21 protein-coding genes are annotated in these 15204 nt (G+C 55.7%); 19 read left to right on the top strand and 2 right to left on the bottom strand.

Features of this window, described 5'->3' with window-relative positions:
• The first annotated feature begins 104 nt into the window (after window positions 1-104).
• The 8 genes from MJA45_RS26530 (at window position 105) to MJA45_RS26495 (ending at window position 7060) form a co-directional block, all read left to right on the top strand.
• Window positions 105-494 (top strand): nucleoside 2-deoxyribosyltransferase, encoded by a 390-nt coding sequence (locus MJA45_RS26530; RefSeq protein ID WP_315604889.1) that lies wholly within the window; start codon window positions 105-107, stop codon window positions 492-494.
• A gap of 16 nt (window positions 495-510) precedes the next feature.
• The gene (locus tag MJA45_RS26525; protein ID WP_315604888.1) at window positions 511-855 is read left to right on the top strand and encodes an ASCH domain-containing protein; all 345 of its coding nucleotides are present in this window, start codon (window positions 511-513) and stop codon (window positions 853-855) included.
• A gap of 261 nt (window positions 856-1116) precedes the next feature.
• Window positions 1117-2097 (top strand): aldo/keto reductase, encoded by a 981-nt coding sequence (locus MJA45_RS26520; protein WP_315604887.1) that lies wholly within the window; start codon window positions 1117-1119, stop codon window positions 2095-2097.
• A gap of 15 nt (window positions 2098-2112) precedes the next feature.
• The gene (locus MJA45_RS26515; RefSeq protein WP_315604886.1) at window positions 2113-3453 is read left to right on the top strand and encodes an LLM class flavin-dependent oxidoreductase; all 1341 of its coding nucleotides are present in this window, start codon (window positions 2113-2115) and stop codon (window positions 3451-3453) included.
• A 5-nt stretch (window positions 3454-3458) separates the two neighbouring features.
• Window positions 3459-4244, top strand: coding sequence for an ABC transporter permease (locus MJA45_RS26510; RefSeq protein ID WP_315604885.1), 786 nt, complete (start codon window positions 3459-3461; stop codon window positions 4242-4244).
• Window positions 4245-4378: 134 nt separating this feature from the next.
• Window positions 4379-5377, top strand: a complete 999-nt coding sequence (locus MJA45_RS26505; protein WP_315604884.1) for an ABC transporter substrate-binding protein — start codon at window positions 4379-4381, stop codon at window positions 5375-5377.
• 21 nt (window positions 5378-5398) lie between these two features.
• A complete protein-coding gene (locus MJA45_RS26500) occupies window positions 5399-6172 on the top strand; it encodes an ABC transporter ATP-binding protein (protein WP_315604883.1) in 774 nt (257 codons plus the stop codon).
• A 36-nt stretch (window positions 6173-6208) separates the two neighbouring features.
• Entirely contained in the window at window positions 6209-7060 is an 852-nt protein-coding gene (locus MJA45_RS26495; RefSeq protein WP_315604882.1) for a sulfurtransferase, read from the top strand.
• Window positions 7061-7188: 128 nt separating this feature from the next.
• Here the strand turns inward: MJA45_RS26495 and MJA45_RS26490 are convergent, their stop codons facing one another.
• A complete protein-coding gene (locus MJA45_RS26490; protein WP_315604881.1) occupies window positions 7189-7908 on the bottom strand; it encodes a TetR/AcrR family transcriptional regulator in 720 nt (239 codons plus the stop codon).
• Between the two features lie 107 nt (window positions 7909-8015).
• Between MJA45_RS26490 and MJA45_RS26485 the strand changes: the two genes are divergently transcribed.
• The 7 genes from MJA45_RS26485 (at window position 8016) to MJA45_RS26455 (ending at window position 12177) form a co-directional block, all read left to right on the top strand.
• Window positions 8016-8384, top strand: a complete 369-nt coding sequence (locus tag MJA45_RS26485) for a VOC family protein (RefSeq protein WP_315604880.1) — start codon at window positions 8016-8018, stop codon at window positions 8382-8384.
• A 157-nt stretch (window positions 8385-8541) separates the two neighbouring features.
• Window positions 8542-9024, top strand: a complete 483-nt coding sequence (locus MJA45_RS26480) for an RNA polymerase sigma factor (protein WP_315604879.1) — start codon at window positions 8542-8544, stop codon at window positions 9022-9024.
• A 1-nt stretch (window position 9025) separates the two neighbouring features.
• Window positions 9026-9706 (top strand): zf-HC2 domain-containing protein, encoded by a 681-nt coding sequence (locus MJA45_RS26475; protein WP_315604878.1) that lies wholly within the window; start codon window positions 9026-9028, stop codon window positions 9704-9706.
• 17 nt (window positions 9707-9723) lie between these two features.
• Window positions 9724-10056, top strand: coding sequence for a chaperone CsaA (csaA, locus tag MJA45_RS26470; protein ID WP_315604877.1), 333 nt, complete (start codon window positions 9724-9726; stop codon window positions 10054-10056).
• A 138-nt stretch (window positions 10057-10194) separates the two neighbouring features.
• Window positions 10195-10863, top strand: a complete 669-nt coding sequence (gene catA, locus MJA45_RS26465) for a type A chloramphenicol O-acetyltransferase (protein ID WP_315604876.1) — start codon at window positions 10195-10197, stop codon at window positions 10861-10863.
• A 283-nt stretch (window positions 10864-11146) separates the two neighbouring features.
• The gene (locus MJA45_RS26460; protein ID WP_315604875.1) at window positions 11147-11569 is read left to right on the top strand and encodes a MerR family transcriptional regulator; all 423 of its coding nucleotides are present in this window, start codon (window positions 11147-11149) and stop codon (window positions 11567-11569) included.
• The gene (locus tag MJA45_RS26455) at window positions 11566-12177 is read left to right on the top strand and encodes an NADPH-dependent F420 reductase (RefSeq protein ID WP_315604874.1); all 612 of its coding nucleotides are present in this window, start codon (window positions 11566-11568) and stop codon (window positions 12175-12177) included. The genes MJA45_RS26460 and MJA45_RS26455 overlap by 4 nt, the downstream gene beginning before the upstream one ends.
• A 3-nt stretch (window positions 12178-12180) precedes the next feature.
• On the opposite strand, the gene MJA45_RS26450 is transcribed toward MJA45_RS26455, so the two are convergent.
• On the bottom strand, window positions 12181-13002 hold the full coding sequence (locus MJA45_RS26450; protein WP_315604873.1) for a helix-turn-helix domain-containing protein: 822 nt from the start codon (window positions 13000-13002) through the stop codon (window positions 12181-12183).
• 155 nt (window positions 13003-13157) lie between these two features.
• Here MJA45_RS26450 and MJA45_RS26445 point away from each other — a divergent pair, with 155 nt between their 5' ends.
• From MJA45_RS26445 to MJA45_RS26430, 4 genes are all read left to right on the top strand, one after another.
• Window positions 13158-13610 carry an SRPBCC family protein gene (locus MJA45_RS26445; RefSeq protein ID WP_315604872.1) on the top strand — a complete coding sequence of 151 codons (453 nt, stop codon included), beginning with the start codon at window positions 13158-13160 and terminating at the stop codon, window positions 13608-13610.
• A 243-nt stretch (window positions 13611-13853) separates the two neighbouring features.
• Window positions 13854-14183 carry an ArsR/SmtB family transcription factor gene (locus MJA45_RS26440; protein WP_315604871.1) on the top strand — a complete coding sequence of 110 codons (330 nt, stop codon included), beginning with the start codon at window positions 13854-13856 and terminating at the stop codon, window positions 14181-14183.
• Entirely contained in the window at window positions 14180-14602 is a 423-nt protein-coding gene (locus MJA45_RS26435; protein ID WP_315604870.1) for an SRPBCC family protein, read from the top strand. Before MJA45_RS26440 ends, MJA45_RS26435 begins: the two co-directional genes overlap by 4 nt.
• Window positions 14603-14647: 45 nt before the next feature.
• Window positions 14648-15112, top strand: a complete 465-nt coding sequence (locus MJA45_RS26430) for a phage tail protein (RefSeq protein WP_315608111.1) — start codon at window positions 14648-14650, stop codon at window positions 15110-15112.
• Window positions 15113-15204 lie beyond the last annotated feature (92 nt).

Here is a 15204-nt window from a genome sequence, read left to right as displayed (position 1 = left end):
CAATATCGTTTATAATGGATGAATCCCTTGGGAGAAACCGTGAAGAGATTGATGAAGTAAGTCAGTAGTTTTGATGAAAATCGAGAGAGAAGGGTGTTAACGAATTGAAATTCTATGTGGCTTCCAGCTTTAAAAATATGGAGAGTGTTCAAGAAGTAGCAAGGCGGTTACAGGATAGAGGGTATAGGCAAACGTACGATTGGACAGTAAATCAAGACGTGACCACCATTGAACAACTCAAGGATATAGGAGAAAAAGAGAAAAATGCTGTCATGGAATCGGATTTTATTGTTGTTATCATCCCGGCAGGAAAGGGAAGCCATGTAGAACTGGGCATTGCTTTAGGATTAGGCAAGAAGGTCTATCTATATTCCCCGAATCATGAGGTCAACGATTTGGACACCACAAGTACGTTCTACCATCTTTCGGAAGTAGTGAAGTGTTGTGGAGGGATGGATGAACTAGTTAGCAGAATAGTATCGGAAAACCAGTAAACAGGAGGGGATTCAAATGATCCATTCGATGACGTTATTTGAAAGGCCATTCCACTCGATCAAAAGCGGAAGGAAAGTGGTTGAGGTCCGATTGAATGATGAACGAAGAAGAAAGGTCAAGATTGGCGATGTTATCGAATTTGCCAAATTACCCGATAAGAAAGAAACGATAAGGGCGGAAGTTTTAGAGTTAAGGGAATATAACACCTTTGAGGAAATGTACGAGGACATTCCCTTCCAGGACTTTGACTGTGAAAGCTGGACGATGGAAGAAATGATAGAAGCGACTTATAAAATATATACAAGAGAGCAAGAACAACAATGGGGGACTTTAGCTATCAAGATAAAAGAATTGGCCTAGAGCTGTCTGGGCTTCTTCCCGGATAAGCGCTTGGTCTACCCGCTTCCTAATGAGCTTGGAACCATTAGAAAGCAGTTGACGACGATTTTCGACAATGATATACTCCACTTAATTCATCGGAATAATATGAATAGGATCGACCGGACAACCGGAGATGCACGATTCATTCCTGCCAAGGCCATGGGAAGGCTTAAGGCATGGGGAATGGAGGTGTTTCCGGTTGTTTTCTTTTTTTACACGCAGACAAGGGGGCAAAGAGAGATGGAGTACAGATGGCTGGGAAGAACGGGCGTCCGGGTATCGGAGGTCAGCCTGGGCACGATGGCTTTCGGGAGATGGATAGATGAGGCGGCTTCGGCCGCCGTGCTGGACCAGGCGCTGGAGACAGGGGTCAACCTGATCGACACCGCCGATGTGTACGGCCGAGGCATGGACAACGGCGAGGTGTCCCAGCTCGGGGAATCGGAGCAGATTCTGGGGAGGCTGCTAAAGGCAAGACGCCAGAACATCCTGCTGGCTACGAAGCTGCACAACCCGATCGGGCCCGGCGTGAATGACCAGGGACAGAGCCGCTACCACCTGTACCGTGCCCTGGAAGGGAGCCTGCGCCGGCTGCAGACCGACTATATCGATCTGTACCAGGTGCACCGGTTTGATCCGCATACGCCGCTTGAGGAAACGCTTGAGGCGTTGAACGATCTGGTGCGGGAAGGGAAGATCCGCTACATCGGCTGCTCCAACTATGCGGCATGGCAGCTTGCCAAGGCTCACGGAATGAGCGCGCTTCATGGGCTTCGGCGGTTCGAGACGGTGCAGCCGGAGTACAGCCTCCTCACCCGCGATATCGAGCAGGAGCTGATTCCTTATGCCTTGTCGGAGCAGGTAGGGGTTATCGTCTACAGCCCGCTGGGGCGGGGAATCCTGACCGGCAAATACCGGGAGGGTGAGGCGCCGCCTTCCGGCTCCCGGCTTGCGGCAGGGGAACAGCGGCTGCAGGCCCTGCTCACCCGAAACCATCCGCTCCCGCTGGTGGAGGCTTTGCGGCCCTTGGCGGAACGCCGCGGATGGACGCTGCCGCAGTTCGCCTTGAGCTGGGTGCTCAGCCGTCCCGGCATCACTACGGCGATTGTGGGAGCGTCCAAGCCGGAGCATTTTCGGGAGACCACCCGGTTTGCATCAGAGCGGCTGAGCCCGGAGGAGCTGGCCGACATAGACCGGATTCAGGATGAACTATACCAATAGAAAGGGGATTATCACATGAAGGCACAACGGAGACAGCTTCATCTTGGTTTGTTTTTATTCGGGACGGGGTATCATCCGGCGGGATGGAGGCTCCCGGAAGGGCGGACGGACGGCGCCTATGATCCTCAATTCCTGAAGGAAACGGCGCAGAAGCTGGAGAAAGCCCATTTCGATTTCTTCTTCCTCGGGGACCGGCTGGCCACCAGCGTGGACATGCAGCACTTGTTCCCCTCGCAGATGACACGGCTCGAGCCGTTTACGATGCTGTCTTATCTGGCGGCGGCTACGGAGAAGATCGGGCTGATCGCCACGGTAAATACCACCTACGCCGAGCCTTACCATATTGCCCGCATGACGGCTTCGCTGGATCATCTGAGCAAGGGACGGGCGTCCTGGAACGTGGTCACGGGGTCGGATACGCGGGCGGCGCTTAACTTCAGCCGTGAGAAGCACTGGGATAACGCCAAGCGGTACGATTACGCCGAGGAGTTCATCGAGGTCGTCAGCGGCCTGTGGGATACGTGGGAAGATGAGTCGCTCCCGCGGGATAAGGCAGCCGGGCGCTTTGCCGATCCCGACCGGGTCCATGACTTGAACCACCACGGGGAACATTTCTCCGTAGCCGGTCCGCTGAACGTGGCCCGGCCGGTCCAGGGCCAGCTTCCGCTCATCACGGCGGGGACCTCGGCGAGGAGTCAGGGGCTTGCCGCGAAATATTCGGATATGGTCTTCACCGGCACGAACGTGAAAGAGACCGCTCAAGCTTTCTACCGGGAGGTGAAGGGGAGGCTGAAGGAGCATGGCCGCCAGCCTTCCGATTTGAAGGTGCTGCCCGGGCTCGTTCCGGTCGTGGGAAGAACGGAGGAGGAAGCCAGGGCGAAGTACAACGAGCTGAACGCGCTCGTGGTGACGGATTTCAACCTTCAGCCGTTGTCCGACAAGCTGGGCATCGATTTGACGGGCTATGAGCTGGATGCGCCGCTGCCCGACCTGTCCGCTTCGCAGACGGCGCTGCATTGGGCGGAGCTGGCCCGGAAAGCGAACGGCCGGGAAGACCTGACCGTCCGGGACTTGTTCTACTTCTTCACCGTGACGGTACGGGGGCACCTGCTCATCGTGGGCAGTGCCGGGCAGGTGGCGGACGTCATCGAAGAGTGGTTCGAGGACGAGGCGGCCGACGGCTTCAATGTGTGCCCGCCTTACATGCCGGGCGGGCTGGATCTGTTCCTGGAGCTCGTCGTGCCGGAGCTGCAGCGGAGAGGGATTTTCCGTACCGCCTATGACGGAAGCACCTTCCGCGACCATCTGGGGCTGGCTAAGCCGGCTAACCGCTTCGCGCTCCAGCTGAAGGGGTGACGGCCATGAGCAAGGCGAAACAGCCGGGGAAGTCCTCGGGGACCCTGCGGCTTGGTCAGCTGGGCCTGCTTGTTCTTTTGCTGGGCGTCTGCGAGGCTCTGGTCCGATCGGGCACGGTAAGCAGCCTCTACCTCCCGGCTCCGGTTCAAGTGATGAAGGAGCTCGGCAGGCTGTTCGCGGACGGCGGCCTATTCAAGGCGATTGGCGTTACGCTTGGCGAATTCCTGGCCGGCTACGGCCTGGCGGCGGCCGGGGGGATGGCGGTCGGGCTGTTCCTGGTGCTTGTGCCCTGGGCGGAAGCGTTCTTCCGGCCGTATCTTTCGGCCCTGATGGCCATTCCGAAGGTGACCATCATCCCGCTTCTCGCGCTCTGGCTCGGGATTGGGATGACGCATAAAATTTCGATTGTGTTCTTGTTTTGTTTCTTTACGATAGCCATCAATACGATGACGGGTGTGAAGCAGACGGCGGACCAGCATCTGAAGGTCGCCCGAGTATTTGAGGCGAGCCGAGCCCAGACGATTGTCAAGGTCATTCTCCCCTCGGCGGCCCCGACGATCTTTGCCGGTCTGCGCCTCTCGGCGGCCACGGGGCTTGTCGGGGCGCTTTTCGGGGAAATGCTGGGCTCCAAGGACGGCCTTGGCAACATTCTCGTCAAAGCGACGTCCCTCTACAATACCCCGCAGGCCTTCGGGATCGTGGTGCTGGTCACGCTGGTGTCAGTGCTCTTGATCGGGCTGATCGATTGGCTGGAGCGCAAAGTGTTTTTGAAGTGGAAATCCACCTACTAGTGCCTTATCCGGTAACTTTGTTGGAGAGAAAACATCTGTAGGCGCGCGGAAATCATTAGGGAAGCAGAACTTCCTTTGCGGATAAGGCACTAGAAGATTTTATGAAGAAGGTTTCAAGAAGGGAGAACAACTCTATGCCAATCACCAACCTACGCCGCATGGCCGCTTCCTTAGCGTTCCTCGCCCTTCTGGCGGGATGTGCCAACGGGGAGGCGGCAACCGAGAAGGCGGCTTCCTCCAAGGCGGCGGGAGAAACGCCGAAGCTGGAGAAGATCCGATACGCTCCGCTCTCCGGAGTCAGCGGCTTGGCGGTATCGTTCGGCGCGGAAAAAGGATTTTTCAAGGAGGAGGGGCTGGACGTCGAATTCATCTCGACCAAGGACCCAATCGCCGGGCTAACGAGTAAAGATATTGACGTGGTCGATGTCGCAACGACGACGGCCATCGTAGCCGCAGGCAAGGGGGCGCCGATCAAAATTGTTTCCTCGATGTTCCGCACCAAGGGACCGTTCTATCTGATCGCCTCCCCGAACATCAAGAGCATAGAAGACCTCAAAGGGAAAAAGGTCGGCGTGGGCGTATTCGGCAGCGGCCTCGACGTCTATACGAGGGTTATCCTCCAGAAGCACGGGCTGACCGACAAGGATGTGACGCTCGTGGCTAACGGGGCCCAGCAGGCGGCCTATGCCAGCCTCGAAACGAAGCAGGTAGACGCCACGATTATCCATGAGCCTTTCGCTTCCCTCGTAGAGAAAGAAGGCAAAGGCAAGCTTCTCGCAACGGGGTGGGACTACCTGCCTACGTTCCATACCGGCGTGCTCGCCGCACGGAACGGAATCCTGGAGGAGAAGCCGGAGCTCGTCAAGAAGCTGATCCGGGCGTACTTCAAGTCCCAGGAATACGCGAAAAGCCATCCCGAAGAATACAAGGCCTATTACCTGAAGAACAGCCCCATCGATCCCGAGGTGCTGGACAAGGCCTTGAAGCGGGAGGAAGGGCTGTGGGAGAACAAGCCGGATGTGGACATCCAGTCGCTCCAGGACACCCAGAAGATCCAGAAGGAATTGGGCTTCCAGGATCAGATCTATGACCTGGACAAAATTCTCGATCTCCGGTTCCTGCCTGCCAAATAGCTTATCGAGGAGGGATAGAGTATGGCCGGTTTTGCTGTTCGCGGCGTATCCAAAATCTATGAAGGACCCGAGCCGACGGTCACGCTTCAGGACATTCACCTGACGATCGAGCCAGGCGAATTTGTCTGTCTCCTCGGGCCGAGCGGCTGCGGCAAAAGCACCCTGCTGGAGCTGCTCGCCGGGCTGCAAGCTCCTACGGAGGGCGAGGTGCTGCTGGACGGGACCAAGCTTCAGGGGCCGAGCCGCAAGCTGGGAGTGGTTTTCCAGGATCCGTCCCTGTTTCCGTGGCGCACCATCGAGCAGAATGTCGGCCTCGGCTTGGAGCTGGCGGGCGTGGGCAAGGCCGAACGAAAGGAACGCGTTCAGGCGTTCCTGGAGATGGTGGGGCTGCAGGGCTTCGGTGGCAAATACCCGCATCAGCTGTCCGGCGGCATGAAGCAGCGCGCGGGAATTGCCCGGGCCCTGGTCGGCAGCCCGGAAATTCTCTTGATGGACGAGCCGTTCGGGGCGGTCGACCATCTGACCCGGCTCCAGCTGCAGAGCGACCTGCTCCGCATCTGGCAGGAAGCGAAGAAGACGGTCGTGTTCGTCACGCACGATGTCTCGGAGGCGGTGTTCCTCGCCGACCGCATCGTCCTGCTTTCCCCGCGTCCCGGACGCATCCAGCGCATCTTCCCGATCACGCTTCCGCGTCCGCGCAAACTGGACGACCTGAACCTGCTCAAGATTCAGAACGACATCTATTCCGCCATCTACGACGTAAAGACCGAGGAGGATCTCGAATTTACGATCTGATGCGCTTACGAATATTGGCTTAAAGGAGGCTTCGCGATGGCTATATCATCCAATCGGGTAAGCCGGGAATGGGTCGTCCGGCAGCTGAACCAGAACGCCGGAGGGTTCTCCATAGCGGATGTCCGCTTTCATCCGGATGATCCCGACTATGGACATAGGGTTTATAGGGAGAATCACCTGCCGGGGGCCGTCTTTGTGGACTTGAAACGAGACTTGACGGACCCGGCGGGAACGCATGGGGGACGAAGTCCCCTGCCTTCAGTGGAGCGGCTCGCGGACTTATTCGGCCGGCTCGGATTCGAGCGCAGCAAGCCGATCGTCGTCTATGACGACGACCTGCGGCCGGAGGCGGCCCGTTTGTGGTGGATTCTCCGCTATCTGGGCCACGAACAGGTCTATATTCTAGAAGGCGGCTACAGCGGCTGGGCGGCGGCGGGCCTGCCGGTCACGGAAGCGGAGACTAACCCGGCTCCCGCGAGCTTCGTGCCGGAGGTCCAAGCCGAACGGCTGGCCGACGTCGAAACGGTAAGAACGGCCGTAGCCCGCGGCACCGCCGCCCTCGTGGATTCCAGGGACCGCCGGCAGTTTCTCGGAGAGGCGGCGCCCTATGATCCCGTGGCGGGCCGCATCCCCGGCGCGGTACACGCCTTTTGGAAGGATGGGGTCAACGAAGAGGGCGGGTGGAAGTCTCCCGAGGCACAGCGGCTGCGCTTCTCGCTGCTGGACCAGGAGCAGGACGTGATCGTCTATTGCGGCTCCGGGTTATCTGCTTGTCCGAACGTACTGGCTCTGGAGGAAGCGGGCTTCCGCCGCGTAAAGCTGTACGCCGGAAGCTGGAGCGACTGGATCTCCTACGCGGACCATCCGGTTGCGACGGGAGAAGAGTAAGAACCGAGAGGCCGCGTCGGACGCGGAATAAAGGGCTGGGACAGCTGCCGGAAGGCAGGTTGTTGCGGCCCTTTTTTGCATTCAACGGTTTGTCCGCCTAGCACCTAAGGCCGACGCATGCTTGTCCGTCATGACCGATCGGATGCGAGCTTCTGGGAAAGCCCGTCAAGCAGGACGCGGAATCCAAAATCGAATTCCTGCTGCCAATCGGTGTTCACCGTGTAAGGGGCCAATCGGATGAGATGCGGGAACTGCTCGGGGGAGAGGCGGCTGTAGAACTCGTTATACTGCTCACTGAGCTGATCGGGGGTGGAGGCGCTGTCGGTGGCGGCAGTGGCAAACCGCGTTTCCTCGGCCACGAAGCCCAGCACATAGCTTTTCAGCATAGAGGCGATCCAGGGGATCTGCGGGTCCGGAAATCCCGCTTCCGCCAGCATATGATACAGCTTCTCGATCTGAGTAAGCCGGTGGTAGCCGAGTCCGATGGTGGCTTGAAAAAGCTCCGCGGCATCCCGGTACCGCCCGAGCACTTGCCGAAACTGCTCTCCCCAGCTCAGGAGCTGTACTTTCCACGGCAAGGAGGGATCCGGCCAATCCATTTCGGAGCTTATTTTATCGGTCAGCAGCTGGAGCAGCTGGTCTTTTCCTTGAACATGGTAATACAGAGAAGCGGTTTGAACCGATAAGGCATCCGCTACTTTCCGCATGCTTAACTCCTTCAGCCCCCGCTCATTCAATAACTGAAGGGCGGCTTGCGTAATCCTTGCCCGGCTTAACGGGGTATGCAGGCCTTCGTTGTCTTCCGGGCCGATCAGCTCGAGCGGCGGCCGGGTTCGTTTTCTCGCCATGTTATTTCACCGTCCTTGGTTGACAGTATAACACGATTAGAATAATCTAATGATGTTAGATTAAATGGATTTCGGTTAGTTTTGGTTCCATAAAAGGAGGAGCGTTCATGAGGCTTAATCATTTGAATTTATGCGTCGGCCATCTGGAGGAGGCTAGGGACTTTTTTGGCAAGGTGTTCCATTTCCAGCTGGTGGACCAGAAGGGGGATGCGGTGGCGGTGATGAAGGATGAGCAGGAGTTTACGCTTGTGCTGAGCAATCCCGTCGCTTTCGGAGGCGAACTTCCCGTATACCCTAAAGATTTTCATGTCGGGTTCTATGTCGAGACGACCGAGGAGGTGGATCGGCTGTGTGACCGTCTCGAAGAGGCCGGACTGGTGAAGGGAGAGCGGCCCAAACGGATAAGGGACGGGTATACGCTGTACTTTACGGCCCTCGGCGGCATTCTGTTTGAGGTGACCTGTTTTATACGGTAGAGGGGGGCAGTCTTGTTAAACTTGAAATGACCCTTAGAAGGCTTACACTTGTGGAAGATGGAGTGAGCCTTTTTTTATGCGGAAAATGAATAATAGCGCAGCAAACTTTGTAACGAATCTCCCTTATGTAAGTCTTATTTCTAAAGGAGGTGAGAATGTGACCGATTTTGAAACGATATACAATCAATATTTCAAGGATGTTTACCGATTTGTTTTTTCGTTAAGCAGAGATGCGGCCATCGCGGAAGAGGTAACGCAGGAAACTTTTTTTAAAGCATTAAGCAGCATTCATCAATTCAAGGGTCATTGCAAGATCCAGGTGTGGCTTTGCCAAATTGCCAAAAATACATACTTCTCCTATATGAATAAGCAAAAGCGGTTTGTGGTTCATGATACAACCGAAGCATCAAACGTGAACAGGATCGAAGAAACGCTGCTAGATAAGGAAGATGCTTTCAGAATCCATAAAGCCTTGCACGGTTTAGAGGAGCCTTACAAAGAAGTGTTCACTTTGAGGGTGTTTGGAGAACTTTCGTTTGCCCAGATCAGCCAAATCTTTGAGAGGACAGAAAGTTGGTCAAGGGTTACATTCCACCGCGCCAAACGAAAAGTACAAGATCTGCTGAGGGAGGATGAGTAGGATGGAAGAAAGAGCGTGTGAAATTATTAAAGACTTGATGCCCTTGTATTATGATAAGGTGTGCAGCTTGGAAAGCTCCAAGTGGGTGGAAGAGCATCTTGCCGAATGCCGGAGCTGCCGCCTGGAAATGGATAAAATCAAATTAGCTATCCGCTTGCCACAAGAAGTGATAGAACAAAATGATAGAGAGGGAGAGGCCTTAAAAGGGATAGCCGTTCTTTGGAATCGCTCCAAAGCCAAAGCGTTCGCCATCGGACTGCTCGGAGCCGCGCTTCTGTTTGGAGGATATGTGGGTCTGTTTCAATGGGAGGTCAGAAAAGTATCTGCTGGTGTGATTGAGCTTTCCGAGGTGAGTCAATTACCGGACGGCCGAATTGCTTACCATGCCAAATTAACCGACGGGTACAGCGTAAACCGGATAAAATATGAGATGGACAAGGACGGGAACTTTTATTTAACCCCCCTTCGGCCCATCATCAAAACGAAGCCTATATCGGAAACCTTTCTAAATCTGATTGATACCCTTGACCATGAAAAACTGGTCTATAAAGAGAAATACGGCGATAAGGCGGAGATCCAGGCGGTCTATTTCAGAACGTCAGATGAAGATATTCTAATCTGGAAAAAAGGAATGGAATTGAAGGCGGCTAGTGATGAACTAGAAGCAAAGCTCCGTCAATAGAAGAGAGGAATGGTTACATGGCAACGATTGATGATTTAATGAAACTGGATATTCGGGTGGGAACGATTAGGAAAGCGGAGTTTTTCGCAAAAGCCAAAGTACCGGCAATCAAACTTGAGATTGATTTTGGCCAAGAAATCGGAGTCAAAACGTCCAGTGCCCAAATTACAAAAAGATACACAGCTGAAGAGATTATAGGGCGGCAAGTAATCGGGGTAGTCAATTTTCCCCCGCGCCGGATAGCCGGGTTTGATTCCGAGGTGTTGGTGCTTGGGGGAGTTCCGGAGAAGGGCGATGTCGTTTTACTAAAGCCTGATTTACAGTTGCCCGATGGCACACCGATAGCGTAATCGGTAGGGGTTAAGAATATGGTACCATGGAAATAGCAGGAAACCCCTGCGTGACAAATTCAAACGAGGTGTGAAGAGGATATGGTCAAAGCAGTGGACGGTCCCTCCTAAAATCAAACCATTTTAGGAGGGGTAAACATGAATTTTCATCCGATCGATCTCGATACCTGGGCCCGAAAACCTTATTATGAGCACTATGGGAACCGCGTAAGATGCACCTACAGCATGACCGCCGATCTGGACATCACTCGGCTGCAGAGCGAACGGAAAAGCAGGGGAATCCGGCTGTATCCCGCTCTGATCTACATGATCGCGAAGGTCGTTAACCGCCACCGCGAATTTCGAACCTGCTTGGATGCGGAGGGAAGGCTGGGCGTCTGGGAGCAGATGTCTCCCGGCTTCACCATCTTCCATGAGGACGATAAGACTTTCTCCAGTATTTGGACTCCGTTCCACGAGGAGTTTGGACCATTCTACGAGGGTTACCTTCGACAGATGGAAGCGTACCGAAAGGCGAAGGGCCTCTTCCCGGATCCGGCCGAGCCGCCGAATACGTTTCCCATTTCCAGCATCCCTTGGGTGAGCTTCACGGGATTTAACCTGAATATTTACAATGAGGGAGCTTATCTGCTGCCCATCTTTACCGTTGGTCAGTTCCGCAGGCAGGACGACCGGATTAGGCTGCCTGTATCGGTGCAGTTCCATCATGCCGTTTGCGACGGCTACCATGCCGGGGTGTGCTTTCAGGAGCTTCAAGAATTAGCCGAGGGCTGTCCGAGCTGGCTGGCCGGTCCGTCCTCCCTGTAATAACGGCTAAAAGCTTTAAAGACAGTCAGGCGGCGTAAGCGCGCCGGACGCGGATTAGGGCTGCGATTCCTGCCGGGAGGCGGGGTTGCGGCCTTTTTGCTTTGTTTCTTTTATGGAGCTCTCCACTATGCGCCCTTCCGGGAAAACGTGTCATGCTTTCCATGTAAGAGGCAGGTAGGATGAGCCTGTGAAGAGTGCTGAGGCCATCCTTTTTTTCTTTTTGCAGGGATTGACTTGGAGTGGACTCCAGCGTTTACATTGGGAAGGAGAGGAGGTGGGGAAGGTGTATACGATCCGTCAGGCGGCGGAAATGACGGGGTTCAGCCCCGACACCTTGAGGTATTACGAGAAGATCGGGTTGGTGGAGTCTCCGGAAAGAGGGCCGGGCGGGGTGCGTTCCTACAGCTCCCATCAAGTTCAGCGGCTGGCCTCCCTGCACTGTCTTAAGAAGACCGGACTTTCTCTGGAGGAGATGAAGGAGTTTCTGGAGGAAGGTCAATGTCTCGCCAACCGCAGGTCGGGATGGAGCGAGGACGAGATTCGGTTGATACGCAGCCGCAGCCGAATTTTGGCTAAGCATTTGCGGAGCATGGAGAAGCAGCGGGAAGAGATGAATACGATCATCGAGCAAACGAAAGAGAAGCTGCGCTTCTATGAAGAGCGATTACCAACCGAACAAGAGGAAGAAAGAGAGGGATCCCTATGAAGATTGCCATCATCGGATCAGGCCGGATGGGAGGAACCTTGGGGAGAAAATGGGCGGAGCACGGCCATGCCGTCATGTTCGGCTCCCGCGATCCGGAAAGCGAAAGAGTCCTTTCCCTGCTGAAATCGGCACCTCGGGCGAAGGCCGGAACGGTCCAGGAAGCCGCTTCCTTCGGGGATGTCCTCGTACTGGCCGTTCCGCCGGAAGAGGTAGAGCGCACCCTCGGGTTGGCGGGGGATCTCAAGGATAAAATCCTGATCAATCTCACCAATCGGTACGACGGCCTGTCGGCTGACTCCGAGGTAATCCGGCTGGCTCCGAAAGCGCGGGTGGTCCGGGCTTTCCATACTCTCCCCTGGGAGGTGCTGGCCAACCCGCAATTCGGAGCCGCGGAAGCGACGGCTTTCCTGAGCGGTGAGGATTCCGAGGCGAAGGAAGTGGCAGCCTGTCTGGCACGGGATATCGGCCTCGATCCGGTGGATATCGGGGGGGCTGCCGAGATGAAGGAGCTCGAAGCTGTCAACGCCCGCCTGTGGGGGCTTCTTTCTCCGCGGTATGGGCGTGATTATGGTCTGCGAATCCTGCGGCGCCATGCGGAGGGGAACTGACCCTCAGGAAAAACTGGCTTCCTTAACATAATCCTGTGGGGATTTGCCGATCATGGCCTTGAAGTCCTTGCTGAAATGGGCCTGGTCGTAATACCCGAGGTCGAGGGACAAACGAGCCCAGTCCGGGGAGGTTCCCTTCTCCATGAGCTCGGCCGCCTCCTGGAGCCGGTACCGCTGGATGACCCACTTCGGGGTCACCCCTACGTACCGGTGGAACAGCCTCTGCAGCGACCGCGTGCTGAGCCCGAAGCCGGCCGCCATGTCCTCGACCCGCACCATGCTCCGGTTCTCGATGACCCTCTGCAGGACCGCCTGCACGAGCTCCATGTCCGGGTCCGCGGCCGGCAGGCGGTCCAGCAGGAATTGCTCGGCGGCCCGGACCCGGGCTTCCTCGCTGTCGAGCGCAAACAAGCGCTCGGCCAGCCCGCGTGCCTCCTCCCCGAACACCGCCTCCAAGGGGACGATCTCGCCCGTAAGCAGAGAGACCGGCTTCTCCCAGAACGGGTAGAAGCCGCCCGGGCGGAATTTCATCCCGAGGACCTGCCCTTCTCCTTCCAGGTGCCGCGTATAGGTGGCCTTCGGGATGCCGTAGAGGCCCGCGAACGTTCCGCCCTTCTCCCGCTCAAAGGACAAGTTCACGTTCGGGTAAGAAAGGATGGTCTGCCGGTACGGGGCTTGTCCCCGCAAATCCCAGCGGACGACCCAATAATGCTCGAGGAAAGAAGAGAGACGCGCATCCGGCTCAAACCGGGCCAGCGCAAAATGCTTAAAGCCTTCCTCGGCTTTCAGGATGCCTTTGTCGGACGGTTGGTTAAGAGGCTGCAAGACGATTCCCTCCCGAACGGGTGTTTGTTTTTGTCGCGTTTTTACAAGCCAATGCGGCTGGGGTGCTTTATAGTAAAGACTAGCGGCAGGAGGATGGATGTGCAAGACCCATTCGATAGAGCCGATGCTTATTTTTGCGGAGGAGGCTGTCTATTATGGAAGATCTCAAGTATGTGATGTATATCGGGGCTAAGCCTGAGAAGGTATGGGAAGCCTTCGTTTCGCCGGAAGGAGTCAAAGCGCTGTTCTTTGGCTGCCGGCTCGAATCCACCTTCGAGGTGGGGGCTCCGTACCGGTATGTCGGGCCTGGGAATGACGGGGACGAGACCGTTCATGTGTATGGCGAGGTGCTGGCCTTCGAGCCGGGGCGGATCATGAGCTATACGGAGCATGCGGGACCGTCCTACCGGGAGAATCATGCCGAGCTGGAGACACGGGTGACGCTGACCTTGGAAGAGGTTGGTGGCTGCACGAAGCTTACGCTCGTGAACGACCGGTGGCCGGACAGCCATCCTTCCTACGAGAACACGAAAGAAAGCTGGCCCATGATTCTGAGCAACGCCAAATCCTATGTGGAAACCGGCAAGACGCTCGATTTTGGCTGGTAGGAAGAGGCCATTCCCGTTCCGTTGGGGATTGAAAATGATTTTGGCACGGCCAGTGGGTTCCCTGTAGGGACCTTACTGGCTTTTTCTTGGTTTTAATAGGACATAAGACACCGCGGAAAGAATTGTGCCATAACTTGTTGACAAGACACCGAAAGGTGTCCTATACTAAAAGTGTCACCAGATGGTGTCCAATACTCAAACATCTTTGTTAAAACTTACGTTACACAAATAGGAGAGGGTGTTGTGAGCGAGAACAACCGGCTGCGGGATGTATTTGACGCGATTGCGGATCCGACCAGGCGCCGGCTGATTCGTCTGTTGGCCGAGGCGAAGGAGCTCCCGCTCCATGAGCTGACGGAACAGTTTCCGATGGGCCGCACGGCGGTATCCAAGCATTTGACCATTCTGAAAGAGGCCGGCCTGGTCGTAGACCGTAAGGTCGGCAGAGAAACGCGGTTCCGGCTGAACGCCGCGCCGCTCCGGGAAATCCAAGATTGGGTAAGTTTCTACAGCCAGTTCTGGAATGCGAATCTGCTGCGCTTAAACCAGTTATTAGAGGAGGAAGAAGAATGAGTATGACCTTGACCTTGGATTTTCAGTATAAAACCTCAATGGAGAAGCTGTGGACCGCTTTAACGGATTCCAGCAAGCTTGCCAAGTGGGTGTGCAACATTCATACCGGCCAGGCCATGGAGAATAATTTTGAACCTGTCGTGGGACACCGGTTTCAGTTCCGTACCGAGCCGAACCAATGGTGGGACGGCGTAGTGGAGGGAGAAGTGCTGATCGTGGAGGCGCCAAACCGGCTGTCCTATACGTGGGCGAGCGGGGGAGAGAAGCACACGGTCACCTGGACGCTTCAGGAGCTGGAGGACGGCAAGGTTAACCTTCATCTGGAGCAGGCCGGCCTTTCGAACGAGCAGGCCCTTCAGGGAGCCAAGTTTGGCTGGACCAAATGGTGCGGCGAGCTGGAGAAGGTAGTGGAAGCTTAACCGATTCCCTGGCGGGGAGTCATGGAGAGAGAAGGAGAGATGGACATGTCCTATGTCGTTGATTTCAAAAACGTGTCTACAGCTGGTTTGGAGTCTTCCCCTGTAGCCGAAGCGCTCGCGGGGCTGCGTGCTAACGAGGCCCGTTACTTTATGAACAAGTACAAGCATGAATTTACGGTCGTACCCGCTGACGAAAGCCAGGAGACCCTGGATTATGTGAACCGGATTCTGAAGGAAGAGCGGGGGCTGGAGTTTGCGGCCAAGCCTTTGGAAACGTCGTCTTTGCAAGTGGAAAATATTAAATGGACCTTCGTTTTTTATGAGGATGGCCTTGCGGTCAACGTCCTTTATACGGTGGATGACCCTAAGAAGCGGGCCGTCGGGTTTAAGCTTTCGGAGGGGATGGAGGTTCCCCAAGAGCTGGAAGGGAAGTTCAAGTTCGCCCGGCAGAAGTCCAAGCTGGCTGGAACGATCCGGGGTTCGTTTTTTGTCATTAAGGGTGAATATTAAAAGCAGGCGCATACGCAAGCGCGCGGCAGTCGGGACTATTATTCGGTCCAGGGCTGCCGTTTTTGCTGTGAGACGAGCCTGTCGAAGCCTAA

Origin of the sequence: Paenibacillus aurantius, from assembly GCF_032268605.1 — a bacterium.
In the GTDB taxonomy this organism is placed as follows: domain Bacteria; phylum Bacillota; class Bacilli; order Paenibacillales; family NBRC-103111; genus Paenibacillus_AO; species Paenibacillus_AO aurantius.
The sequence above is the reverse complement of the archived record's forward strand: the minus strand, read 5'-3'. Positions and strand labels throughout refer to the sequence as shown.